The following is a 23,856-nucleotide window of genomic DNA, read 5'->3' as shown; positions in this document are numbered from 1 at the left end:
GGAGCGGCCTTGTGTCGCGAAAGGGCCGCGAAGCGGCCCCAGCAATTTCAGCATCACAGCTGAGACCCTGGGGCCGCTTTGCGGCCCTTTCGCGACACAAGGCCGCTCCCACAGAGACCGCGTAATCAGCGCAGTTTCTCCAGCATCTGGTAGTACCACATCCCCGCCGCCAGCAGCGGATTGCCCAGCAAATCCCCCATCGGCACCCGCACATGCTTGCACTGGGCGAAGGTGTCGAATTTCTCCAGCGTCCCGGTCAACGCCTCGGCCATGATCTCGCCCATGATGTGGCTGGTGGCAATGCCGTGCCCCGAATAACCCTGGCAATACCAAACGTTGTCCGACAGCTTGCCCAGCTGCGGGATGCGGTTGACCACGATGCCCATGGCGCAGCTCCACTGGAACTCGATCGGCACGCCTTTCAACGCCGGGAAGGTGCGCTCGATGCACGGGCGCAGTTCGCCTTCGATATCCCGTGAATCACGGCCGGAATAGTTGGCGCCACCGCCGAACAGCAGGCGCTTGTCGGCGGTCAGGCGGTAGTAATCGAGCACGAAGCGGCAGTCGTATACCGCCAGGTCCTGCGGGTTGATCTGTTCGGCCAGATCCCCCAGCGGTGCGGTGGTGACGATGCCGCCCATGGCCGGGAAGATCTTGCCCTTGAGCTGGCGCTTTTCCAGTTTGTGGTACACATCGCCGGCCAGCATCACCTGGCGCGCCTCGACCCGCCCGTGGGCGGTGACTACCGCCGGGCGCGGGCCGTGGACGATGTCCAGCACTTCGGAGTTTTCGAAAATCAGCGCCCCCAGGCCATGGGCAGCACGGGCCTCGCCCAGGCACAGGTTGAGCGGGTGCAGGTGCAGGTTGCGCTGGTTCTTCAGCGCGCCGAGGTACAGCGGGCTTTGCAGGTGCTCGGCCATGCCATTGCGGTCCAGCAGTTGCACCTGCTCGCCCATGCCGCGCCGCCGGGCCTCGGCTTCGAATGCGCGCAGCTCGTCCATGTGCGAGGGCTTCATGGCCGCGTGCAGGTGGCCGCGCTTGAGGTCGCAGTCGATGCCGTAGCGCGCCACGCGCTGCTCGATCACCTGGTGGCCGCGCCAACGCAAGTGCCAGATGAAGTCATCGACCTCGGCACCCAGGCGGTTGCGCATCTGCGAGCGCATGGCTTCGTCGCCCGACAGGCTGCCGGTGACCTGGCCGCCGTTGCGCCCGCTGGCACCCCAGCCGATGCGGTTGGTTTCGACGATGGCCACCTTCAGGCCACGCTCGGCCAGCTCCACCGCCGTGGCCACGCCGGTGAAGCCGCCGCCGATGATCGCCACATCCACCTGTACCGTGCCCTTGAGCTGCGGGTACTCGGTGTGGTCGTTGAGGGTGGCGCTGTAGTAGGACGGCGCGCGTTGCGCCGGCCCTTTGTTCAATGCTGCATTCATGGGTGTTCCTTGTTATCCGGGGATCAGGCCTGGTGCAGGTACCAGCGCCAGTCCTGCTCACTGACTTCGGCCATGAACTGGCGGTACTCGGCGCGCTTGACCTTCAGGTATACGCCAAGGAAGTCCTCGCCCAGTGCTTCGCGAGCCCAGCTCGAATGCTGCAGGGCGTCGAGGGCAGTCAGCCAGTCGGTGGGCAGGTGTTCGGTGGCCTGGGCATAGCCATTGCCTTCCACCGGTGCCCCCGGGTCCAGCTGTTGGCGAATGCCCCAGTGGCTGGCGGCAAGGATCGCCGCAGCGGCCAGGTAGGGGTTGGCATCGGCGCCGCAGATGCGGTGCTCCACGTGCCGGCTGTTGGCCGGACCGCCCGGTATGCGCAGACTCACGGTGCGGTTGTCGACGCCCCAGGTTGGCGCCAGCGGGGCATAGCTGTTGGCCTGGAAGCGGCGGAACGAGTTGGCGTTGGGGCAGAACAGCAGCAGCGAGTCGCGCAGGTGTCGCAGCATGCCTGCCACGGCCTGGCGCAGCAGCGGGGTACCGGCTTTGTCTTCACTGGCGAACAGGTTGTTGCCGGCGCTGTCGGCCAGGCTCAGGTGCATGTGCATGCCGGTGCCGGCCAGTTGCGCGAACGGCTTGGCCATGAAGCAGGCCTGCATGCCATGGGCATGGGCAATGCCTTTGACCAGGCGCTTGTAGCGCACGGCCTGGTCCATCGCCTGCAGAGCGTCGCCGTGCTCGAGGGTGATTTCCACCTGGCCGGGGGCGTATTCCGAAATCGCCGTGCGCGCCGGGATGCCCTGGGCCTTGCAGGCGGCGTAGAGGTCGGCAAGGAACGGCTCGATCTGCTCCAGTTCGCGCAGGCCATACACCTGGGTGGTGCGTGGGCGGCCGCCGTCATTGTCCAGTGCCGGTTGCGGGCGGCCCTGGGCATCAGGTTGCTGGTCCAGCAGGTAGAACTCCAGCTCGCAGGCCATCACCGGGTGGTAGCCGTCGGCCTGCAACGCCTCGATGGTACGCAGCAGCACATGGCGCGGGTCGGCGATGCTGGCCGGCAGGCCCTCGTTCGGGTGCATGCTCACCTGCACCGCGGCGGTCGGCACCCGGCGCCAGGGCAGGCGCACCAGGCTGCCTTCAAGCGGGTAGGCGCGGCAGTCGATATCGCCCACGTCCCACACCAGGCCGGAGTTTTCCACGTCGTCGCCGTTCAGGGTCAGGCCGAGAATGGTGCTGGGCAGCGGCCGGCCGGTCTGGTACACGGCCAGCAGTTCGTCGCGGTGCAGCAGCTTGCCGCGCGGCACGCCATTGGCGTCGAGGATGAACAGTTCGAACAGTTCGATATCGGGGTTGTCGGCCAGAAAACGGCTGGCCTGCTCTACAGGTGCAAAGTGCATGATGGATTCGCTCACGGGGCGCACAGGCCGCCGCGCATGCAGGCGGCCCGGCTGAGTCAAACGGCCAGACGATGGCCGGGTTTGGTCACAAAGGCGTGAGCGAGAAATCCGGTGGGCGTGCGTGACGGCAGTGCCACAGGGCCCAGAAGGCGAGGATGATGTGGACCAGCGGATTCTCACCGGCACGGCGCCGGGCCTTCGCTTGCGAAGGGCGGGACGACGGTGGGGCGATAGGCTGGACGGGAGTCATGCCTTTGATACTCACATGCGGCTTAAGGTTGATTAAAGCAGTGAATGGCAACCTTTACATAAGCCCTTGCTAAACTTTCAGCCGCCGTGCGATCCCTGTAGGAGCGGCCTTGTGTCGCGATGGGCTGCGGCAGCAGCCCCGGCAATTTGTGCTGGAGCGAAGAGCCTGGGGCTGCTGCCGCAGCCCATCGCGACACAAGGCCGCTCCTACAGGGGCAGCGCCAGCCTGGACAGCAAAACAGGCCCAAATCTGCGACAATCGCGCATCCTTCGAATGCCGATCATGAAAAAGCAGGCCCACCTGCATCACTAAAAAGCCCCATGACTGACCACGCCATCGACAAACTGCTGCAAAACCTCGACCACGCCATGATCGCCGACCGCCATCGCCTGCGCCGGCAATTGCACGAACTGCGCAAGCGCCCCGACGAGGCGAAGCTGGCGCAGTGGGTGGAAAAGGTCCAGGCGTCCTGCGCCCAGGTCACCGCGCGCCAGCAGAGCGTGCCGACTGTGCGCTACGACGACAGCCTGCCAATCGCTGCCAAGCGTGACGAAATCAAGAAGGCCCTGGCCGAGCACCAGGTGCTGGTTATCGCCGGCGAAACCGGCTCGGGCAAGACCACCCAGTTGCCGAAGATCTGTCTCGAACTGGGCCGTGGCAGCCATGGCCTGATCGCCCACACCCAGCCACGCCGGATCGCCGCCCGCAGCGTTGCCGCGCGGGTCGCCGAAGAGCTGGGCACGCCGCTGGGCGGGCTGGTCGGCTACCAGGTGCGTTTCGAAGACCAGAGCGATGCCAGCACCCTGGTCAAGCTGATGACCGACGGCATTCTGCTGGCCGAAACCCAGCACGACCGTTTCCTCGAGCGCTACGACACGATCATCGTCGACGAGGCCCACGAGCGCAGCCTGAACATCGACTTCCTGCTCGGCTACCTGAAGACCCTGCTGCACCGGCGCCCGGACCTGAAGCTGATCATCACCTCGGCGACCATCGACCTGGAGCGCTTCTCCAAACACTTCGACGGCGCGCCGATCATCGAGGTGTCCGGGCGTACCTTCCCGGTGGAAACCTGGTACCGCCCGCTGACCAGCGAGCAGGACGAGGAGGGCAACCAGATCGAGGACGACCTCACCGTCGACCAGGCCATCCTCGCCACGCTGGATGAGTTGGCGCACCACGAGCGGAGTGAGGGCAAGGGCCCCGGCGATGTGCTGATCTTCCTGCCGGGCGAGCGCGAGATCCGTGATGCCGCCGAGATCTTGCGCAAGGCGCAACTGCGCCACACCGAGATCTTGCCGTTGTACGCGCGCCTGTCGCCGGCCGAGCAGCAGCGCATCTTCCAGCCACACACCGGGCGCCGTGTGGTGCTGGCCACCAACGTTGCGGAAACCTCGCTGACCGTGCCGGGCATCCGCTACGTGATCGATACCGGTACCGCGCGCATCAGCCGCTACAGCTACCGCGCCAAGGTGCAGCGCCTGCCCATCGAGGCCGTGTCGCAGGCCAGTGCCAACCAGCGCAAGGGCCGCTGCGGCCGGGTCGAGCCGGGTATCTGCGTGCGCCTGTACAGCGAAGAGGATTTCAACAGCCGGCCGGCGTTCACCGACCCGGAGATCCTGCGCACCAACCTGGCGGCAGTGATCCTGCAGATGCTGCACCTGCGCCTGGGCGCAATCGACGCCTTCCCGTTCATCGAGCCGCCGGATGGCAAGGCCATCAGCGATGGTTTCAACCTGCTGCAGGAGCTGTCGGCGGTCAACCGCGAAAACCAGCTGACCCCGATCGGTCGCCAACTGGCGCGCCTGCCGATCGACCCGCGGCTGGGGCGCATGCTGCTCGAAGGCGCCCGCCTGGGCAGCCTGCAGGAAGTGCTGATCGTCACCAGTGCGCTGTCGGTGCAAGACCCGCGCGAACGCCCGCCGGAGCGCCAGCAGGCCGCCGACCAGGCGCACGCGCAATGGAAGGACGTGGATTCCGACTTCGCCGCGCTGGTCAACCTGTGGCGTGGCTTCGAGGAACAGCGCCAGGCGTTGACCGCCAACCCGCTGCGCAACTGGTGCCGCAAGAACTTCCTGAACTACCTGCGCCTGCGCGAATGGCGCGATGCCCATCGCCAGCTGGCACTGATCTGCCGTGACCTGCAGCTGACAGTGAACAAGGACCCGTCCGACTACCCGAAAATGCACAAGGCCATTCTCAGTGGCCTGCTCAGCCAGATCGGCCAGAAGACCGAAGAGGGCGACTACCAGGGCGCCCGCCAGCGGCGCTTCTGGGTGCACCCGTCGTCGGGCCTGGGGCGCAAGCGCCCGCAGTGGGTGATGGCGGCCGAACTGGTCGAAACCACCAAGCTATACGCACGCATGGTGGCCAGGATCGAGCCGGACTGGATCGAGCCGTTGGCCGGCCACCTGGTCAAGAAGAACCACTTCGAACCGCATTGGGAGAAGAAGCGCGGGCAGGTGGTGGCCTACGAGCAGATCACTCTGTACGGCCTGATCCTGGTCGGCCGTCGGCCGGTGCATTTCGGCCCGATCGACCCGGTCACCTCGCGCGAGCTGTTCATCCGCGAAGGCCTGGTGGGTGGCGAAATCCAGTCGCGGGCCAAGTGCCTGGCGGCCAACAAGCGCCTGCTGGAAGAGCTCGACGAGCTGGAGGCCAAGGCCCGCCGCCGTGACATCCTGGCCGACGAAGAGACGCTGTACGCCTTCTACGAAGCGCGTCTGCCGGCGGAAATCCACCAGACGGCGACCTTCGACAGTTGGTACCGCATGGGTAGCCAGAAGGACGCCAACCTGCTGATCATGCGCGAGGAAGACGTGCTGGCCCGCGAGGCCAGCGAAGTCACCGCCGCGCAGTACCCCGACAGCCTGCAGGTGGGCGAGCTGCGCCTGCCGCTGAGTTACCACTTCGAGCCCGGGCACCCCCGCGATGGCGTGACCGTGCGGGTACCGGCGCCGCTGCTGCCGAGCTTGCCGGGCGAGCGCCTGGAATGGCTTGTGCCCGGCCTGCTGGAAGCCAAGTGCGTGGCGCTGGTGCGCAACCTGCCCAAGGCGCTGCGCAAGAACTTTGTGCCGGTGCCGGACTTCGTCAAGGCCTCGCTGGCGCGCATGACCTTCGGCCAGGGCGCATTGCCGCAGGCCCTGGGCCAGGAACTGCTGCGCATGACCGGCGCCCGTGTGCCCGACGAGGCATGGGACGAGTCGGTCAACCTGGTCGAAGGCCACCTGCGCATGAACATCGAAGTGGTCGATGGCCAGGGCAAGTTTCTGGGTGAAGGCCGCGACCTGGCCGAGCTGACCGCACGCTTTGCTGCAGCCAGCCAGGCAGCGTTGGCCGTGCCGCGTGACGCCAAGAGCGAGCAGCCGGTACAGGCCAAGGCTTTCAGCGAGGTTAAGCAGACCGCGCAGCAGAAGATCGCCGGCCTGTCGATGACCGTGTACCCGGCACTGGTGGAAGAGGGCGGCACCGTGCGCGAAGGGCGTTTCTCGACCCAGGCCGAGGCCGAGTTCCAGCACCGCCGCGCCTTGCAGCGCCTGTTGCTGCAGCAGCTGGCCGAGCCGGCCAAGTACCTGCGCGGCAAGCTGCCGGGGCTGACCGAGCTGGGCCTGCTGTACCGTGAAATGGGCCGGGTCGAGGCGCTGGTCGAGGACATTCTGCTGGCCAGCCTGGACAGCTGCATCCTTGAAGGCGAACAGCCGCTGCCACGCGATGGTGCGGCCCTGGCTGGCCTGGCCGAACGCAAGCGCGGCAGCTGGGCCGAGCATGCCGAGCGCCTGGCACGGCAGACCCTGGAAGTGCTGAAGCTGTGGCATGGGCTGCAGAAGCGCTTCAAGGGCAAGATCGACCTGAGCCAGGCAGTGGCGCTTAACGACATCAAGCAACAGCTCGGCAACCTGGTGTACCCAGGCTTCGTGCGTGAAACCCCCGGGGCCTGGTTCAAGGAGCTGCCGCGTTACCTCAAGGCGGTGGAACTGCGCCTGGAGAAGCTGGGTTCGCAGGTGCAGAAGGACCGGGTGTGGAGCGGTGAGCTGGCCAACCTGTGGGCGCAGTACAAGGCACGTGCCGACAAGCATGCCCAGGAAGGCAAGCGTGATGAGCAACTGACGGTGTACCGCTGGTGGCTGGAGGAATATCGGGTTTCGCTGTTTGCCCAGCAATTGGGTACCAAGGTGCCGATTTCCGACAAGCGATTGAGCAAGCAATGGAGCCAGGTGGAAGGCTAAACTTCCACAATTGTGGCAATATTGATGCAATTTGGGGCCGCCTGGTGGCCCCTTCGCGGGTAAACCCGCTCCCACAGGTAAAGCGGTATCCTCGGGAGCGGCGCAACCCCTGTGGGAGCGGGCGTGCCCGCGAACGAGGGCGCAGCCCTCGCCTTTAAATTGGCACTAAAGTGCCATTAACCTGTCATGTTTCCCAGCCAGCGCCCCGTGGCGATGGCCTTTGACCAGAGGAACGACCGTGCATAACGTCGTGATCAGCGGCACCGGCCTGTACACCCCGGCCCAGAGCATTTCCAACGAAGAATTGGTGGCGTCCTTCAACACCTGGTCGCAGCAGTTCAACCAGGACAACGCCGCCGCCATCGAGCGCGGTGAAGTCGAGGCGGCGCCGCTGTCCGATGCCGCGTTCATCGAAAAGGCCTCGGGCATCAAGAGCCGCTTCGTCATGGACAAGGCCGGCATCCTCGACCCGCAGCGCATGAAACCGCGTCTGCCCGAGCGCTCCAACGACGAACCGTCGGTGCTCTGCGAAATGGCCGTGGCCGCAGCCCGCCAGGCCCTGGAGCGCGCCGGTCGCACGGCGGCCGATGTCGACGGGGTGATCGTCGCCTGCTCCAACCTGCAGCGCCCGTACCCGGCCATTGCCATCGAAGTGCAGCAGGCGCTGGGCATCCAGGGCTTTGCCTTCGACATGAACGTGGCCTGCTCGTCGGCCACTTTCGGCATCCAGACCGCCGCCAACAGCGTGGCCCTGGGCCAGGCGCGCGCGGTGCTGATGGTCAACCCGGAGGTGTGCACCGGCCACCTGAACTTCCGTGACCGCGACAGCCACTTCATTTTTGGTGATGCTGCCACTGCGGTGCTGCTCGAGCGTGCCGACAAGGCCACCTCGGCGCACCAGTTCGACATCGTCAGCAGCAAGCTGTGGACCGAGTTCTCCAACAACATCCGTAACAACTTCGGCTTCCTCAACCGCGCGGCGGAAGAGGGCGAGGGCGCGGCGGACAAGCTGTTCATCCAGGAAGGCCGCAAGGTGTTCCGCGAGGTGTGCCCGAAGGTGGCCGAGCTGATCGGTGAGCACCTGCAGGAAAACGGGCTGCAACCAAGCGATGTGAAACGCTTCTGGCTGCACCAGGCCAACCTCAGCATGAACCACCTGATCGTCAAGAAGCTGCTGGGGCGTGAAGTGGCCGAAGAGGATGCACCGGTGATTCTCGACCGCTATGCCAACACCAGTTCGGCGGGGTCGGTGATTGCCTTCCACCTGTACCAGGATGACCTGGCCAAGGGCTCGCTGGGGGTGTTGAGCTCGTTTGGTGCGGGGTATTCGATTGGTAGCGTGATCCTGCGCAAGCGCTGATGTATCTGGCGCCTGTACCGGCCTCTTCGCGGGCTTGCCCGCTCCCACAGGTACTGCACAGTTTTCAAGAGCTGTGGGGATTCTGTGGGAGCGGGCGAGCCCGCGAAGAGGCCGGCGCATTTCTGCCAGGCAAAAAAAAGCGGGAAACGCCGGATGGGGTCGGCATTTCCCGCTTCAGGTGAAGCAGTGCAGGGTTTCGCTTAGAACTTGGCTTCCAGGTCTACCTGCAGGGTATCTACATCGGCATCGCTGTTGGGCAACTGCGACAGGTCGGTCTTGGCCATCAGGTAGGCTGCGCCCAGGGAGAAGTTCTTGTCGATTTCATATCCGACCTTGAACTTGTGCCCGCGCGAACCGGTAAAGCCGTTGCCAAAGTCAGAGTCGGTGAACAGGCTGACCACGGCGTTACGTTGCACGTCGCGGTAGTTGTAGTCCAGGCTCCAGGCGCCGACCTTGGTTTTCAGGCCCGCCAACCAGGCCTGGTCTTCGCCATCGGTGCTTTCGGTGTTTTTCACATACTGACCGTAAGCAGAGAGCGGGATGGCAAAGCCGGTGAAGTCCAGCTGGCCGAAGCCTTCCACGAGGTTGAACTCGTTGGTGGTGTTGCCGAACGACTGCAGGATAGTGGCTTCCTTGTCGTTGTCGTAGCCATAGATACTGGCACCTACGGTCAGCTTGAGCACGTCTGCCGGGGCGAATTTGGCGCCCAACTGGCCGTGATAGACCTGTGCGTCATGCTTGTATTGCACGCCGTCGCCATCGACGTTGTCCTTGAGGGTGTACTGACCGGCGCTGGCGAACACTTCGGCCCCGCCCAGGTCGGTCTTGTAGGTGGCTGCCACGCCTTCCGGGTTGATGTCGCTGTCCCAGATGATGTCGCCCATGCTCACCCATGGCTGCGCCATCTTGCCGCCAATCAGGTGCAGGTTGGGAACTGCAGTCGGGTGCCAGTCGAGGTAGGCCTGGTCGACCCACAGCGACTTCTTGTCGAAGTAGTTGTCGAAGCTCTGGTTGGTCGAACGGCGGTCGGCACTGCTGCCGGTGGCGATACGGATGCCCGCGTCGACCTGCGGGTTGATTTCGCTGTAGAAGCCGACACGGGCACGCACGCGCTGGCGGTCCTGGTTGCCGCTGCTGCTGTTCGGGTCGTCGACGTTGACGTCTTCGTAACGCAGGCGCACATCACCCTTGACCTGGGTCTTGGCGGCCCATGCCACTTTCTGTTCAAAGGAGCTCATCCGTTCGGACTGAGCTTTCTGAGCGGCCTTTTCCTTGGTTTCTTGAGCCAGGTCCGCCTGCAGTTCGTTGTACTGCGCCTGGTTGATCGAGCCATTGGCGCGGAGCATTTCGAGCAGCTTGGCGTCGACAGCTGCACTGGCCGGAGTACTCAGAGCCAGCATCATGCCGGTGAGGCTCACTCCGGTAAGTGTAGAAACAAGACGCATAAGGTTCTCCCTGTTGAATAAGATGGGGAGGCTCAAGCGCCCGCCCCTGTGTTGGCATGTCTTCGGAAAGGGCCTGAATAGACAGGTTCTGGGGTTCCGGAAAACAGGCGCAAGTATTGCGGGGGCGAATGACAGATTAATGTCGAATTGGTGGCACTGCGGTTAAGTAATTGAGAATAAAAGGATCTGTCCCGGCTATCGTGATTTGAGTGGCGGGCCTTCCTTGGGGATACTGGGTACCTTGAAACAGCGAGCCGAAACCGTGACCAGCCTGTACAGCCTTGCTCATTTGCGTGATCTTCCGGCGGCCACCTGGGATGCCCTGGTGCCCGCTGGCCAACCGTTTCTACGCCATGCGTTTCTCAGCGCCATGGAGGACAGCGGCAGCGTCGCGCGCAACACCGGCTGGGCCGCCGAGCACCTGGTGCTGGAACGTGACGGGCGGGTACGGGCGCTGCTGCCGGCGTACCGCAAATGGCACTCGTTTGGCGAGTACGTGTTCGACCATGGCTGGGCCGATGCCTGTGAGCGGGCCGGCATTGCCTACTACCCCAAGCTGCTCGGTGCCGTGCCGTTCAGCCCGGTCAGCGGCCCGCGCCTGCTCGCCGCCGACCCAGCCGATGGCCTGCTGGTGCTGCAGGCTTTGCCGGAGTACCTGGCCAAGGGCGGGCTGTCTGGCGCGCACATCAATTTCACCGAGCCGGCGCTGGACGAGCAACTGGCAGGCCAGCCTGGCTGGATGGAGCGCCTGGGCTGCCAGTTTCATTGGCGCAACCACGGCTACCGTGACTTCCAGGATTTTCTCGACAGCCTGAGTTCGCGCAAGCGCAAGCAGATGCGCAAGGAGCGTGAACAGGTGGCCGGGCACGGGATTGAATTCCGCTGGTACCGTGGGGGTGAACTGGATGAGGCGCAGTGGGATTTCGTCTACCGCTGTTACGCCAATACCTACGCGGTGCGCCGCCGTGCGCCCTACCTGACACGCGAGTTCTTCAGCCTGCTTGCCGAGCGCATGCCCGAAGCGTTGCGCGTGGTGATGGCGCGGCAGGGTGGCCGTGATGTGGCCATGGCCCTGAGCCTGGTGGGGGGCGACAGCCTGTTTGGCCGTTATTGGGGGTGCCTGGACGAGTTCGACCGGCTGCATTTCGAAACCTGTTTCTACCAGGGCATGGACTTTGCCATTGCCGAAGGGCTGCAGCGTTTCGATGCCGGGGCACAGGGGGAGCACAAGCTGATTCGAGGGTTCGAGCCGGTGCTGACGCGGTCGTGGCACTACCTGCTGCACCCGGGGCTGCGGCGGGCGGTGGAGGATTTTCTGGCGCAGGAACGGGAAGGGGTGCGGGCGTATGCCGAGGAGGCCAGAGGGATGTTGCCCTATCGCCGGGACTGATCCATTTATATTGGCTGTGCCGGCCTCTTCGCGGGCTTGCCCGCTCCCACAGGTACGGCACAGTTTTCAAGGTCTGTGGTGATCCTGTGGGAGCGGGCGAGCCCGCGAAGAGGCCGGCACAGGAAATCAGTCGACCCCGACAAACCCCCCGGTCTGGTGATGCCACAACCGGGCATACAAGCCTTGCTGCTCCAGCAGTTCACTGTGGCTGCCACTCTCGACAATCCGCCCCTTGTCCAGCACTACCAGCCGGTCCATCCGGGCGATGGTGGAAAGCCGGTGGGCAATCGCGATCACCGTCTTGCCCTGCATCAGCGTCTCCAGGCTTTCCTGGATTGCTGCCTCTACCTCCGAGTCCAGCGCCGAAGTGGCCTCGTCCATGATCAGGATCGGTGCATTCTTCAGCAGCACCCGGGCAATGGCGATGCGCTGGCGCTGGCCGCCCGACAGCTTGACCCCGCGCTCGCCCACATGGGCATCGAAACCGGTGCGCCCCTGAGCGTCCGACAGCTGCGGGATGAACTCGTCGGCGCGGGCCCGGCGCACCGCTTCATGAAGCGCGGCCTCGCTGGCATCGGGGCGGCCATACAGCAGGTTGTCACGGATCGAGCGGTGCAGCAGCGAGGTGTCCTGGGTGATCATGCCGATCTGCGCGCGCAGGCTGGCCTGGCTTACCTCGGCAATGTCCTGGCCGTCGATGAGAATGCGCCCGCCCTGCACGTCATACAGCCGCAGCAGCAGGTTGACCAGGGTCGACTTGCCTGCCCCCGACGGGCCGATCAGGCCGATCTTCTCGCCCGGGCGTATGTCCAGGCTGAGCCCTTCGATCACGTTGGCGGCCTTGCCGTAATGGAAGTCCACATCATCGAAACGCACCGCACCGCGGCTGACCTTGAGCGCCGGTGCGTTGGGCCGGTCGGTGACGGTGACCGGCTGGGCGATGGTCTGCAGGCCGTCCTGGACCATGCCGATGTTCTCGAAGATGCCGTTGACCACCCACATGATCCAGCCCGACATGTTGACGATGCGGATCACCAGGCCGGTGGCCAGGGCGATGGCGCCGACGGTGATCAGCGACTGGCTCCACAGCCACAGCGCCAGGCCTGTGGTGGCGACCACCAGCAGGCCATTGAGGGTGGTTATGACCACGTCCATGCTGGTGACCACGCGCGCGGCCAGCTGGGTTTTCTCTGTCTGTTCGCGGATCGCTTCGCGCGCGTACTGCTGTTCGAAGTCGGTGTGGGCGAACAGCTTGAGGGTGGCGATGTTGGTGTAGCCGTCGACGATGCGGCCCATCAGCTTGGAGCGGGCGTCGGAGGAAATCACCGAACGCTCCTTCACCCGGGGGACGAAGTAGAACAGCGCGGCGATGTAGCCGGCGATCCATAGCAGCAGCGGCAGCATCAGGCGCCAGTCGGCCTCGGCGAACAGCACCAGCGAGGTGATGGCGTAGATCAGCACGTGCCATAGCGCATCCACCGCCTGCACCGCAGAGTCTCGCAGTGAGTTGCCGGTCTGCATGATGCGCTGGGCGATGCGCCCGGCGAAGTCGCTCTGGAAGAAGTTCAGGCTCTGCTTGAGTACATAGGTGTGGTTCTGCCAGCGGATCAGGCTGGTCATGCCGGGGTTGATGGTCTGGTGCACGAGCAGGTCGTGCAGGCCGAAGAACACCGGGCGCAGCAGCAGGATCACCACCAGCATCCAGATCAGTTCGCCGCTGTGTTCGCTGAAGAAACTGGCATTGGGCGTGCCCTGTGCCAGGTCGATGATGCGGCTGAGGTAGCTGAACATCGCCACCTCGATCAGCGAGGCGACCAGGCCCACCACCAGCAGGGCGACAAAACTCGGCCACACCTGGCGCAGGTAGTACAGGTAGAACGGCCAGACCTGGCCGGGTGGCGACTCGCTGGGCGCGTCGCGGAAGATATCGATCAACTGCTCGAAACGGCGGTACAGCATGGGTGACGACACTCCTGTTTCATCCGACCCTCAGGCGGTTTCACGTCCCTGTGAAGCCTGCGGTCAGTCGATGCGTTTGGCCGACTTGATGTAGACCGGATCGGCCGGTACATCGCGCATGCCTTTCTTGATGGTGGTCGGCGAATTGACGATCTGGTCGACCACTTCCATGCCCTTGGTCACCTTGCCGAATACGGCATAGCCACGGTCACGCCCAGGGTTGAGGAAGTCGTTGTCGGCCACGTTGATGAAGAACTGGCTGGTGGCCGAGTTCGGGTCCTGGGTACGGGCCATGGACAGCGTGCCACGGGTGTTCTGCAGGCCGTTGCCGGCTTCGTTGGTGATCGGGGCTCGGGTGTTCTTCTGCACCATCTGGTCGGTGAAGCCTCCGCCCTGGACCATGAAGCCCGGGATTACACGGTGGAAGATGGTGTTGTTGTAGAAGCCGCTGTCGACGTATTCGAGGAAGTTCTTGGTACTGATCGGTGCCTTCTCGGCATTCAGCTCGATTTCGACCTGGCCGAAGCTGGTGTCCAGCAGTACGTGCGGGGTCTTGTCGGAGGCCATGACGCTGGTGGCGAAGGCGACCGAGCAGGCGGTGAGCAGGAGTTTTTTCAGCATGGGCTCAAAGATCCTTGAGAGGTGGAAGCGGCTGCAAGGAACTGCAGCAGGGTCTGGTTGAAGACCTCGGGTTGGTCGAGGGGTGTAGCGTGCCGGGAATCGTCGATGACCACCAGCCTGGCGTGAGGCATCAGGGCAACGTAGCGTTCTTTCAGTTGTATCGGGGTGTAATCCTGGTCGGCTGCGATCACCAGGGTAGGACAGTGAACCTGGCCGATGCGTTCCTGCACGCCCCAGTCGACGATGGCGTCGAAACTCTTGAGGTAGGCGCGCTTGTCGTTGCGTGCCCAGCGCTGGGCCATCTTGTGCCGCAGTTCGGCCTGTTGCGGTTTGGGAAACAGCCGCTCGGCCAGGCCCTTGCCGACCGTTTCGACACTGAGCAGGCGCGCCAGGCCCCAGCGCTTGAGCCACCATACCCAGTCACTGCGAGTGCGGCGCTTGACCTCGGGGGCGCTATTGACGATGCACAGGCTGCGCAGCCACTGCGGGTGATCGACGGCGAACTGGAAGGCGACCATGCCACCCATGGACAGGCCGACGATGTGCACCGGGCCGGTGTGCAGGTGTTCGAGCAGGGCCAGCAGGTCGGCACTGAAGGTGGCGATCTGGTAGCCGTCGCGTGGCTTGTCGGAGCGGCCGTGGCCGCGGATGTCCATGAGGATTACCCGGTAGTGGCGGCTGAGCACCGGCACCTGCAGCTCCCAGTCCTGGCAGCTGGAGCCCAGGCCATGCAGCAATACCAGGGGTTCGCCCTGGCCATATTCCTCGTAATGCAGTGTGCATCCTTCGTGTTCGAAATAGGCCATGGGCGCGGTCCTCTCAGGCTTGCGGGGGGGCTGCGAAGGGCACGTCCAGTGGCGCGGTGTCGAAATTGCGCAGCAGGTCGATGAGAATCTGCGTAGCCGGGCCCAAGGTCTTCTCTTTGCTCGAATAAAGGTAGAACAGTGGGTGGCGGCTGCCACCCTGATCCAGCGGCAACGGCTTGAGCACGCCTTCGCGTAGCTCGCGCTCGATCATGTGGCGGGGCAGCCAGGCAAAGCCCAAGCCACTGCTGACAAAGGTAGCGGCGGTGCCCAGGCTGCCGACGGTCCAGCGTTGCTCGGCACCCAGCCAGCCGACATCGCGCGGCTGGGCGCGGCCGGAGTCGCGGATTACCACCTGCAACTGGCTTTCCAGGTCCTGGAAGGTAAGTTCGCGGCCCAGGCGGTGCAGGCTGTGTTCGGGGTGGGCGACAGCGACGAACTCTACCGCGCTCAGTTCGGCGCCCAGGTAGCCGCCGATGCTGTAGCTGCTGATGGCCAGGTCGGCGATGCCTTCGTGCATCACTTCCTCGACGCCAGACAGCACTTCTTCACGCAGGCGCACCCGGCAGCCACGGCTCTGCGGCATGAACGCGGCCAGGGCGCGGACCAGGCGGGCACTGGGGTAGGCGGCATCGACCACCAGGCGTACCTCGGCTTCCCAGCCCTGTTCCATGTGGTGGGCAAGGTCTTCGAGTTGGCTGGCCTGCTTGACCAAGTGGCGCGAACGGCGCAGCAGCACACTGCCGGCCTCGGTGAGCACCGCCTTGCGGCCGTCGATACGCAGCAGCGGCACGCCCAGTTGCTCCTGCATGCGGGCCACGGTGTAACTGACCGATGACTGCGAGCGGTGCAGTGCCTCGGCGGCCTGGGCAAACCCGCCGTGATCGACCACTGCCTGCAGGGTTCGCCACTGGTCAAGGGTTACGCGCGGCGCTTTCATCTTTCGCTCCTGTTGTCCTAAGCTGCGCTCTTTCAAGGAGAGCGGCCAATGAAGAAATGTTGTGCGGCAATACTGATGTGCCTGCCCCTCGGGGCCATGGCTTATCCCATCGACGTTGAGAAGGAACTGACCGGGGTAAAGCTCGATTACACCGCCTATGACACGGCCTATGACATTGGCGCCATCACCCTCAACAACTATGGGCAGGTACCGGCCGCGTGCAAGGTGACCTTCCGCAATGGCCCCGAGGCACCAAGGGTGCGCCGGGTGAACGTACCGGCCGGTAAAAGCGTCGATGTCACTGCCAAGTTCAACCGGCAGATCATCAAACTACGGATCGCCTTGAATTGCAGTGCAGAATAAACTGATAAATCGATAGATTGAACCCATTTTTTACGCTTTTTTATCGATAGGTCAACCCGTAATCTCACCTCCATCGAATCGCAACCCTTTTTGCCGATGGAGGCACCCCAATGTCCCGCGTACTGATCATCGAAAGCAGCGCCCGCCAGCAGGATTCCGTTTCCCGTCAGCTGACCCGTGATTTCATCCAGCAGTGGCAGGCCGCCCACCCGGCCGATCAGATCAGTGTGCGTGACCTGGCCGTGAACCCGGTGCCGCACCTGGACGCCAACCTGCTGGGTGGCTGGATGAAGCCCGAAGAACAGCGCAGTGCGGCGGAGCTCGACGCATTGGCCCGCTCCAACGAGCTGACCGATGAACTGCTGGCTGCCGATGTGCTGGTGATGGCCGCGCCGATGTACAACTTCACCATCCCCAGCACCCTGAAGGCCTGGCTGGACCATGTGCTGCGTGCCGGCATCACCTTCAAGTACACCCCCACCGGCCCGCAGGGCTTGCTGACCGGCAAACGCGCCATCGTCCTGACTGCCCGTGGCGGCATCCACGCCGGTGCCACCAGCGACCATCAGGAACCGTACCTGCGCCAGGTAATGGCCTTCATCGGCATTCACGATGTCGACTTCATTCATGCCGAAGGCCTGAACATGAGCGCTGACTTCCACGAGAAGGGCGTCAACCAGGCCAAGGCCAAGCTGGCGGCGGTGGCCTGAGGCTTAGCGAATTCCCAACCCTGACACCTGTTTTTGCTCCTTTGGGTGTACCTGCCCGGCCTGCATGGCCGGGCTTTTTTTCTATTTGTGCACATGCGGTCTGCTTTTGCTCTGTGTAGGAGCGGCCTTGTGTCGCGAAAGGGGTGCGAAGCGCCCCCGGGATCTCTGCACAGCAGCACATATTGCCGGGGCTGCTTTGCAGCCCTTTCGCGACACAAGGCCGCTCCTACATAGACCGCGTGCGCTGCCGTCCTTACTTTCCTCATGGTTGAACTCATTCCCCGCAACCCGCTAAGGTCGCGGCCTTGATCCACGAGAGGCAACCATGGGCTACCTGATTATCGTCGCGCTGATCCAGGCGTTTTCCTTCAGCCTGATCGGTGAGTACCTGGCCGGGCACGTCGACAGCTACTTTGCCGTGCTCGCGCGCGTGGTGCTGGCTGGCCTGGTGTTCCTGCCGCTGACCCGCTGGCGCCAGGTCGAGCCGCGCTTCATGCGCTCTATGCTGCTGATCGGCGCGCTGCAGTACGGCATCACCTACGTCTGCCTGTACCTGAGCTTTCGCGTGCTCACCGTGCCGGAGGTGCTGCTGTTCACCATTCTCACGCCGTTGCACGTGACGCTGATCGAAGACGCCATGAACCGGCGCTTCAACCCGTGGGCCCTGGTGGCAGCGCTGGTGGCGGTGGCCGGCGCGGCGGTGATCCGCTTCGACACCATCAGCGGCGAGTTCTTCATCGGCTTCCTGCTGCTGCAACTGGCCAACTTCACCTACGCCGCCGGCCAGGTGCTGTACCGCCATCTGGTTGCACGCCACCCCAGCGACCTGCCGCACTACAAGCGCTTTGGCTACTTCTACCTGGGCGCGTTGATCGTGGTATTGCCGGCCTTCCTGCTGTTTGGCAACGCCCAGCACCTGCCGACCACCGATGTGCAGTGGCTGGTGCTGCTGTTCCTGGGCCTGTGCCCGACGGCGCTGGGGCTGTACTGGTGGAACAAGGGCGCATGCATGGTTTCGGGCGGGACGCTGGCGGTGATGAACAACCTGCATGTGCCGGTAGGGTTGCTGCTCAATCTGCTGATCTGGAACCAGGACGAGCCATTGGGCAGGCTGTTCATCGGCGCGGCGGTGATCCTGGCGTCGGTGTGGATGAGCCGCCTGGGTACCCTGACGTTATCAAGCAAGCCATGGCGCAGTCAGCTATGACGCGTTCGTTACTGAACCCAAATTCCGCCGGTCCCTACCCGATAATCCGGAAAACAAAATCGGGAGACCGGCGTGAAGCTAGAAACGCGAAGTATCGAATTTGTCCCACACGCAGAGCGTTATGGCACGCCTAAACGATTGTTCACCATCTGGTTCAGCTCCAACTTCCAGATAACCGCGCTGATGGTCGGCACCCTGGGCATTGCATCGGGGCTAAGCCTTGGCTGGACCTTGTTGGGCCTGTTGGTCGGCAACCTCATCGGTACCGTGTTCATGGCCGCGCACTCTGCCCAGGGGCCTCACCTGGGCGTGCCACAGATGATCCAGAGCCGAGCCCAGTTCGGTGTCCATGGTGCCGCGCTCCCTCTGCTGGTGATGGTCACGGCCGCAGTCCTGTTCCTCGCCGCCAGCGGCGTGCTGATGCGCAATGCCTTGCAGGCGCTGGTGCCCATGAGCGATGACCAGGCGATCGTGGTGGTCGGCTTGCTGACCTTTGTCATCGGCTTTGTCGGCTACGAGCTGATCCACCGCCTGGGCGCGTGGATGAGCCTGTTGTCCACACTGGTTTTTGCCGGCGCCCTGGTGCTGATCCTGCTGCACCCCGGCGACATGGCAACCACGACGGCAGTGAGTACCGGCTTCTCGTTCACCGCCTTCAACCTGATCGTGGCCCAGTCGGCCTCCTGGACGCTGGGGTATGGCCCCTATGTAGCCGATTACTCGCGCTACCTGCCGGCCAACGTCAACCCACGCGCCACGTTCTGGGCCACCTATTGCGGTTGTGCGCTGGGCTCCTTTGCCATGATGGCACTGGGCGCGCTGGTGGCAGTGGCATTGCCGTCGGCACTGGGGCATGACCCGGCCACAGCCATTGCCGCGTTGTTCGGCCCGTGGGCGCCGTTGGCGCTGGCAGTGATAGCGCTGGGGGTGATCCAGTACAACGTTCTGTGCCTGTACAGCGCCTACATGTCGTCGGTCACGATCTTTGGTGCCTTCAAGACCATCCGGCGCGTGACCGCGACGGCCAAGGCCTTGGTAATGGCTGGCCTGACCGCAGCGGCAACGCTGATCGCCATCGCCACCCAGTACAATTTCGATACGTTCTTTGCCGACATCCTGATCGGCCAGCTGTACCTGTTGATCCCATGGAGCGCCATCAACCTGGTGGATTACTACTGGGTATGCCGAGGCCACTATGATGTGGGGGCGCTGTATGACTCCAAGGGGCGTTATGGCTGCTTCAATCGTCGAAGCCTGGCGGTGTACGCCGTGTCGATCATCGGTACCATCCCGTTCATGAAGCTGTCGTTCTACACGGGCTTCGTGGCCGAGTGGCTGGGGGCGGACATCAGTTGGGCGATGGGGTTGATCCTGGCCGGTGCGCTGTACTGCATGGTCCATGGGCGCGAGAGCAACCGGCTTTCGACAACCATGAATGCGCACCCCTGACTCGGCCCTGACACGGAAAGGGGCCGCTTTGCGGCCCATCGCCGGCAAGCCAGCTCCCACAGGTACTTCACACGTCTCGAATTTTGCGCGGAGCCTGTGGGAGCTGGCTTGCCGGGGATGGGCTGCGAAGCAGCCCCGGCAATCTTGATCGGAGAATCCCTGAGGGTTAAAAAATCAGATTTTGCCCCTTTCTTGTAGGGCATTTCCCAAAGATACTGCCGGCCATTGTGGTGTTCCGAGTTGACCTCTAGTCTCAGCCGGTCGTTGCGATCCAACGACCGGCTTTGACAGGCCGACTCAAATTACAATCCTCAGCTTTCCCTTCAATGGCGGCTGTGCGTGGGGCACCTTCGGGTGCGCCGGGTTTCTCAATTTGACCGGTCTGTCAACCCGTGCACAGCTGCCACCCTTTGTTTGACAGCAAATGGCGGTAGTCCCCGACCACAAATTGAGGGTTACACCATGCTGAAGATAGTCCCCGATCCACCCTGCAACCTCCACTCCCTGGAAGACACGCTGCTGATGGCCGCGGATTACGCGCTATGCGCCGAAGCCGTTGCTCAGCAAGCCGTTTTGATGCAACCCAGATCACCCGTCTCGGTATTGATGATGGCGTCAATGCACGAGCTGGAGACCCTCCGCAAGTTGCTTGAATCAGCGCTGGCTCAAGTCCAAAAACCAGCGGATCCGCAGACGCTGCATTAATCCGCATCATGATTCGCCTGGGGCTGCCTCTGTGGGAGCCCGGCTTGCCGGCGATAGAGCCAGCCCAGGCACTAGAGATTTCGGGGGAGATTGAACGATGTCTACAGAAGAAACCAAATTCACCGTCGGCAAAACCACTTTCTACCAAGGTGAAAACCAGACCCATCCGCTGTTCCGTATCGAAGCCGGCATCCCTTGCCAGAGCGCCCGCGAACAAGCTTCGGAGCTGATGGGCTACGCGCGAGACATGACCCTGGACGGCTTGATGGAAGACAAACCCCAGCTAATCTGGGCTTCGCACTATCTCTGTGCCTTGGCCAAGGCGCTCATGGATGATGCTGAATTGGGCATGATGAAAACCCCTTGAACACCACCGCAAGCGTAATGCCTGTCAGTCAAGCAAATTGGGGCCGCTTTGCGGCCCATCGCCGGCAAGCCAGGTCTCATAGAACAACACATAAACCATTGATTTAGCAGGGCTCTGTGGGAGCGGGCGTGTCCAGGCGTCGAACCGCCGCGAACACCGGCGAAGCCGGTGCCATACACCGCGTCGTCTGCTTCGCGGGCACGCCCGCTCCCACAAGGGAAGGTGACACGCTTTCGAACATTGTTCCCTGTGCGACAGCGCAGCCCAAAGGGTTGGGCAATCTCCCACAGGTACAACGAAGATCTCACGATCTGCGTGACCTCTGTGGGAGCTGGCTTGCCGGCGATGGGCTGCGAAGCAGCCCCGGCAATATCAAGCCTCGCTCATGTCTTCCAGCCGACGCGGCACAGGCTCTTGCGATACACGCCCGCTCAACCCCACCCGCATGTCGTTGCCACTTGGCTGCTGATACAGACTCAGCCCAAACTCCGGCAACACCGCCAGCAGATAATCGAAGATATCCCCCTGAATCCGCTCGTACTCAGCCCACGCCGTGGTGGTGGTAAAGCAGTAGATCTCCAGCGGTACACCCTCGGCGGTGGTCTGCATTTGCCGCACCATGCAGGTCATGTTCGGGTGCACGTTGGGGTGGTTCTTCAGGTAGGCCAGGGCAAACGCCCGGAAGGTGCCGATATTGGTCAGCTTGCGGCGGTTGGCCGACAGCTCGGCCACTGGCCCCAGGGCTTCGTTCCAGCTTTGCAGTTCCTGGCGCTTGCCCGCCAGATAGTCGCGCAGAAGGCTGACTTGGGTGAGGCGCTGTTCTTCCTCGCGAGTCAGGAACCGCACGCCGGCCGCGTCGATGAACAGGCTGCGCTTGATGCGTCGGCCACCGGACTGCTGCATGCCGCGGTAGTTGCGGAACGACTCGCTCATCAGGCGCCAGGTGGGGATGGAGACAATGGTCTTGTCGAAGTTCTGCACCTTCACCGTGTGCAGGGTGATGTCCACCACATCGCCATCGGCGCCCACCTGGGGCATTTCGATCCAGTCGCCCACGTGCAGCATGTCGTTGCTGGTCAGCTGCACACTGGCGACGAACGACAGCAGGGTATCCTTGTACACCAACAGCAGCACCGCCGACATGGCACCTAGGCCCGACAGCAGCAACAGTGGCGAGCGGTCGATCAGGGTGGCGACGATGACGATGGAGGCGAAGATCCACAGCATCATCTTGGCCAGTTGCACGTAACCCTTGATCGAGCGGGTGCGGGCGTGTTCGGTGCGGGCATAGATGTCGAGCAGGGCATCCAGCAGGCACGACAGCGCCATGGTCATGAACAGCAGGGTAAAGGCCAGGGCGACATTGCCGAGGAAGTGCTGGGCGGTGTCGGACAGCTCGGGCACCAGTTTCAGGCCGAACTGCAGCACTAGTGACGGCGTGGTCTGTGCCAGGCGGTGGAACACCTTGTTGTTGCGCAGGTCGTCCAGCCACTTCAGCGCTGGCTGGCGGGCCAGCAGGCGGGCGCCATGCAGCACCAGGAAGCGTGCCAGGCGGCCGATGACCAGGGAAATGAGCAGCAGCACCGCCAGGCCAATGGCCGCGTGCAGCATCGGATGTTGGTCAAGGGTGCCCCACAGGTCGAGGGAGTCACGCCAGATTCGTTGGATATCCATGGGCTTGCGTACAGTCTTGTTGCCAAACGAAGCGCCATTAGAGCGCGGATGGCGACAAAGTTGCCAAAAGAAATTCGGCTAAGGCGGCAGAAAACGTTACCCTATGCAACTGAATTTTCCGCACTTGCCTGAGGTTACCTCCGTGTTCTCCCAATTCGCCCTGCATGAACGCCTGCTTAAAGCCGTGGCCGAGCTTAACTTTGTCGAGCCAACCCCGGTGCAGGCCGCGGCCATCCCCCTGGCCCTGCAAGGGCGTGACCTGCGCGTGACCGCGCAGACCGGCAGCGGCAAGACCGCGGCCTTTGTGCTGCCGTTGCTCAACCGCCTGGTCGACCTGCGCGAACGCCGCGTCGAGATCCGCGCGCTGATCCTGCTGCCGACCCGTGAGCTGGCCCAGCAGACCCTCAAGCAGGTACAGCTGTTCTCGCAGTTCACCTACATCAAGTCGGGCCTGGTTACCGGCGGTGAAGACTTCAAGGAACAGGCCGCCATGCTGCGCAAGGTGCCGGATGTGCTGATCGGCACCCCGGGCCGCCTGCTCGAGCAGCTCAATGCCGGCAACCTCGACCTGTCCCACGTACAGGTGCTGATCCTCGACGAAGCCGACCGCATGCTCGACATGGGCTTTGCCGAGGACATGGAGCGCCTGTGCAAGGAGTGCGAGAACCGCCAGCAGACCCTGCTGTTCTCCGCCACCACCGGTGGTGCGGCCTTGCGCGACATCATCGGCAAGGTGCTGAAAGACCCAGAGCACCTGATGCTCAACAGCGTCTCGCAGCTGGCCGAAGGCACTCGCCAGCAGATCATCACCGCCGACCACGACCAGCACAAAGAGCAGATCGTGCAGTGGCTGCTGGCCAACGAAACCTTCGACAAGGCGATCATCTTCACCAACACCCGCGCCCTGGCCGACCGCATCTACGGCCACCTGGTGGCCAAGGACGTGAAGGCCTTCGTGCTGCACGGCGAGAAGGACCAGAAGGACCGCAAGCTGGCCCTGGACCGCTTCAAGCAGGGCAGCTCCAAGGTGCTGGTGGCTACCGACGTTGCGGCCCGTGGCCTGGACATCGACGGCCTGGACCTGGTGATCAACTTCGACATGCCGCGCAGCGGTGACGAGTACGTGCACCGCGTGGGCCGTACCGGCCGTGCCGGTGGCGAAGGCCTGGCGATCTCGCTGATCACCCACAACGACTGGAACCTGATGTCGAGCATCGAGCGCTACCTCAAGCAGCAGTTCGAGCGCCGGGTGATCAAGGAAGTGAAGGGCACCTACAACGGGCCTAAGAAGGTCAAGGCCTCGGGCAAGGCGGCTGGCAGCAAGAAGAAAAAGGTCGAGAAGAAGACCGGTGACAAGAAGGCTGCCGCCAAGCGCAAGCCAACCGCCAAGCCGAAGGCCAATGCACCGCTGGCCAGCGCCGACGGCCTGGCGCCGCTGAAAAAGCGCAAGCCTGCGGCTGAGTAACCTTCAGTAGCGCTGTTGGTTTCTTCGCGGGCACGCCCGCTCCCACAGGATAATCACAGATATCGAAGGCTGTGTTATCCCTGTGGGAGCGGGCGTGCCCG

At 63.4% G+C, this 23,856-nt stretch carries 18 protein-coding genes; 10 read left to right on the top strand and 8 right to left on the bottom strand.

Annotated elements, in window-relative coordinates:
• Nucleotides 1-125: 125 nt before the first annotated feature.
• A complete protein-coding gene (locus tag ACLCGK_RS27525; RefSeq protein WP_410953334.1) occupies nt 126-1,433 on the bottom strand; it encodes an NAD(P)/FAD-dependent oxidoreductase in 1,308 nt (435 codons plus the stop codon).
• 23 nt (nt 1,434-1,456) lie between these two features.
• Nucleotides 1,457-2,821 carry a glutamine synthetase family protein gene (locus ACLCGK_RS27520; protein ID WP_410953344.1) on the bottom strand — a complete coding sequence of 455 codons (1,365 nt, stop codon included), beginning with the start codon at nt 2,819-2,821 and terminating at the stop codon, nt 1,457-1,459.
• A 570-nt stretch (nt 2,822-3,391) separates the two neighbouring features.
• On the opposite strand from ACLCGK_RS27520, the gene hrpA reads away from it, so the two are divergent.
• Complete coding sequence (gene hrpA / locus ACLCGK_RS27515) at nt 3,392-7,297, top strand: ATP-dependent RNA helicase HrpA (protein ID WP_410953333.1); 3,906 nt, start codon at nt 3,392-3,394, stop codon at nt 7,295-7,297.
• Nucleotides 7,298-7,535: 238 nt separating this feature from the next.
• Entirely contained in the window at nt 7,536-8,657 is a 1,122-nt protein-coding gene (locus tag ACLCGK_RS27510) for a beta-ketoacyl-ACP synthase III (RefSeq protein WP_015271305.1), read from the top strand.
• A gap of 200 nt (nt 8,658-8,857) precedes the next feature.
• Here ACLCGK_RS27510 and ACLCGK_RS27505 read toward each other — a convergent pair whose 3' ends face one another.
• A complete protein-coding gene (locus tag ACLCGK_RS27505) occupies nt 8,858-10,102 on the bottom strand; it encodes a putative porin (RefSeq protein ID WP_015271304.1) in 1,245 nt (414 codons plus the stop codon).
• 262 nt (nt 10,103-10,364) lie between these two features.
• Here ACLCGK_RS27505 and ACLCGK_RS27500 point away from each other — a divergent pair, with 262 nt between their 5' ends.
• Nucleotides 10,365-11,492: a GNAT family N-acetyltransferase gene (locus tag ACLCGK_RS27500; RefSeq protein WP_410953343.1), complete on the top strand. Its 1,128-nt coding sequence runs from the start codon at nt 10,365-10,367 to the stop codon at nt 11,490-11,492.
• 126 nt (nt 11,493-11,618) lie between these two features.
• Here ACLCGK_RS27500 and ACLCGK_RS27495 read toward each other — a convergent pair whose 3' ends face one another.
• The 4 genes from ACLCGK_RS27495 to ACLCGK_RS27480 form a co-directional block, all read right to left on the bottom strand.
• Nucleotides 11,619-13,451, bottom strand: a complete 1,833-nt coding sequence (locus ACLCGK_RS27495; RefSeq protein ID WP_015271302.1) for an ABC transporter ATP-binding protein — start codon at nt 13,449-13,451, stop codon at nt 11,619-11,621.
• A gap of 63 nt (nt 13,452-13,514) precedes the next feature.
• Nucleotides 13,515-14,072, bottom strand: a complete 558-nt coding sequence (locus ACLCGK_RS27490; protein ID WP_047595757.1) for a peptidylprolyl isomerase — start codon at nt 14,070-14,072, stop codon at nt 13,515-13,517.
• Nucleotides 14,066-14,878: an alpha/beta fold hydrolase gene (locus tag ACLCGK_RS27485; protein ID WP_013973707.1), complete on the bottom strand. Its 813-nt coding sequence runs from the start codon at nt 14,876-14,878 to the stop codon at nt 14,066-14,068. Before ACLCGK_RS27485 ends, ACLCGK_RS27490 begins: the two co-directional genes overlap by 7 nt.
• A gap of 13 nt (nt 14,879-14,891) precedes the next feature.
• On the bottom strand, nt 14,892-15,815 hold the full coding sequence (locus tag ACLCGK_RS27480) for a LysR family transcriptional regulator (RefSeq protein ID WP_009683100.1): 924 nt from the start codon (nt 15,813-15,815) through the stop codon (nt 14,892-14,894).
• Between the two features lie 48 nt (nt 15,816-15,863).
• On the opposite strand from ACLCGK_RS27480, the gene ACLCGK_RS27475 reads away from it, so the two are divergent.
• The 6 genes from ACLCGK_RS27475 to ACLCGK_RS27450 all read left to right on the top strand — a co-directional run bounded on the left by ACLCGK_RS27475 (nt 15,864) and on the right by ACLCGK_RS27450 (nt 20,616).
• Nucleotides 15,864-16,178 (top strand): hypothetical protein, encoded by a 315-nt coding sequence (locus ACLCGK_RS27475; protein ID WP_012051530.1) that lies wholly within the window; start codon nt 15,864-15,866, stop codon nt 16,176-16,178.
• 110 nt (nt 16,179-16,288) lie between these two features.
• The gene (locus ACLCGK_RS27470; RefSeq protein WP_013973705.1) at nt 16,289-16,888 is read left to right on the top strand and encodes an FMN-dependent NADH-azoreductase; all 600 of its coding nucleotides are present in this window, start codon (nt 16,289-16,291) and stop codon (nt 16,886-16,888) included.
• Nucleotides 16,889-17,213: 325 nt separating this feature from the next.
• Nucleotides 17,214-18,095 (top strand): carboxylate/amino acid/amine transporter, encoded by an 882-nt coding sequence (locus tag ACLCGK_RS27465; RefSeq protein ID WP_015271300.1) that lies wholly within the window; start codon nt 17,214-17,216, stop codon nt 18,093-18,095.
• Between the two features lie 72 nt (nt 18,096-18,167).
• Entirely contained in the window at nt 18,168-19,544 is a 1,377-nt protein-coding gene (locus ACLCGK_RS27460) for a purine-cytosine permease family protein (protein WP_139657863.1), read from the top strand.
• A gap of 462 nt (nt 19,545-20,006) precedes the next feature.
• Nucleotides 20,007-20,249 (top strand): hypothetical protein, encoded by a 243-nt coding sequence (locus tag ACLCGK_RS27455; RefSeq protein WP_075045986.1) that lies wholly within the window; start codon nt 20,007-20,009, stop codon nt 20,247-20,249.
• Between the two features lie 97 nt (nt 20,250-20,346).
• Nucleotides 20,347-20,616 carry a DUF3077 domain-containing protein gene (locus tag ACLCGK_RS27450; protein ID WP_019471426.1) on the top strand — a complete coding sequence of 90 codons (270 nt, stop codon included), beginning with the start codon at nt 20,347-20,349 and terminating at the stop codon, nt 20,614-20,616.
• A gap of 372 nt (nt 20,617-20,988) precedes the next feature.
• Here ACLCGK_RS27450 and ACLCGK_RS27445 read toward each other — a convergent pair whose 3' ends face one another.
• Nucleotides 20,989-22,290 carry a mechanosensitive ion channel family protein gene (locus ACLCGK_RS27445; protein WP_274120175.1) on the bottom strand — a complete coding sequence of 434 codons (1,302 nt, stop codon included), beginning with the start codon at nt 22,288-22,290 and terminating at the stop codon, nt 20,989-20,991.
• 103 nt (nt 22,291-22,393) lie between these two features.
• On the opposite strand from ACLCGK_RS27445, the gene ACLCGK_RS27440 reads away from it, so the two are divergent.
• Nucleotides 22,394-23,755, top strand: a complete 1,362-nt coding sequence (locus tag ACLCGK_RS27440; RefSeq protein WP_039612590.1) for a DEAD/DEAH box helicase — start codon at nt 22,394-22,396, stop codon at nt 23,753-23,755.
• Nucleotides 23,756-23,856 lie beyond the last annotated feature (101 nt).

The organism is Pseudomonas sp. S1(2024) (assembly GCF_046557535.1).
The sequence above is the reverse complement of the archived record's forward strand: the minus strand, read 5'-3'. Positions and strand labels throughout refer to the sequence as shown.

Coding starts and splice junctions, on each gene's coding strand:
- ACLCGK_RS27520 (WP_410953344.1), bottom strand. CDS start 2,821: ATGCACTTTGCACCTGTAGAGCAGGCCAGCCGTTTTCTGGCCGACAAC.
- ACLCGK_RS27505 (WP_015271304.1), bottom strand. CDS start 10,102: ATGCGTCTTGTTTCTACACTTACCGGAGTGAGCCTCACCGGCATGATG.
- ACLCGK_RS27475 (WP_012051530.1), top strand. CDS start 15,864: ATGAAGAAATGTTGTGCGGCAATACTGATGTGCCTGCCCCTCGGGGCC.
- ACLCGK_RS27490 (WP_047595757.1), bottom strand. CDS start 14,072: ATGCTGAAAAAACTCCTGCTCACCGCCTGCTCGGTCGCCTTCGCCACC.
- ACLCGK_RS27525 (WP_410953334.1), bottom strand. CDS start 1,433: ATGAATGCAGCATTGAACAAAGGGCCGGCGCAACGCGCGCCGTCCTAC.
- ACLCGK_RS27445 (WP_274120175.1), bottom strand. CDS start 22,290: ATGGATATCCAACGAATCTGGCGTGACTCCCTCGACCTGTGGGGCACC.
- ACLCGK_RS27455 (WP_075045986.1), top strand. CDS start 20,007: ATGCTGAAGATAGTCCCCGATCCACCCTGCAACCTCCACTCCCTGGAA.
- ACLCGK_RS27450 (WP_019471426.1), top strand. CDS start 20,347: ATGTCTACAGAAGAAACCAAATTCACCGTCGGCAAAACCACTTTCTAC.
- ACLCGK_RS27465 (WP_015271300.1), top strand. CDS start 17,214: ATGGGCTACCTGATTATCGTCGCGCTGATCCAGGCGTTTTCCTTCAGC.
- ACLCGK_RS27495 (WP_015271302.1), bottom strand. CDS start 13,451: ATGCTGTACCGCCGTTTCGAGCAGTTGATCGATATCTTCCGCGACGCG.
- hrpA (WP_410953333.1), top strand. CDS start 3,392: ATGACTGACCACGCCATCGACAAACTGCTGCAAAACCTCGACCACGCC.
- ACLCGK_RS27470 (WP_013973705.1), top strand. CDS start 16,289: ATGTCCCGCGTACTGATCATCGAAAGCAGCGCCCGCCAGCAGGATTCC.
- ACLCGK_RS27485 (WP_013973707.1), bottom strand. CDS start 14,878: ATGGCCTATTTCGAACACGAAGGATGCACACTGCATTACGAGGAATAT.
- ACLCGK_RS27480 (WP_009683100.1), bottom strand. CDS start 15,815: ATGAAAGCGCCGCGCGTAACCCTTGACCAGTGGCGAACCCTGCAGGCA.
- ACLCGK_RS27440 (WP_039612590.1), top strand. CDS start 22,394: ATGCAACTGAATTTTCCGCACTTGCCTGAGGTTACCTCCGTGTTCTCC.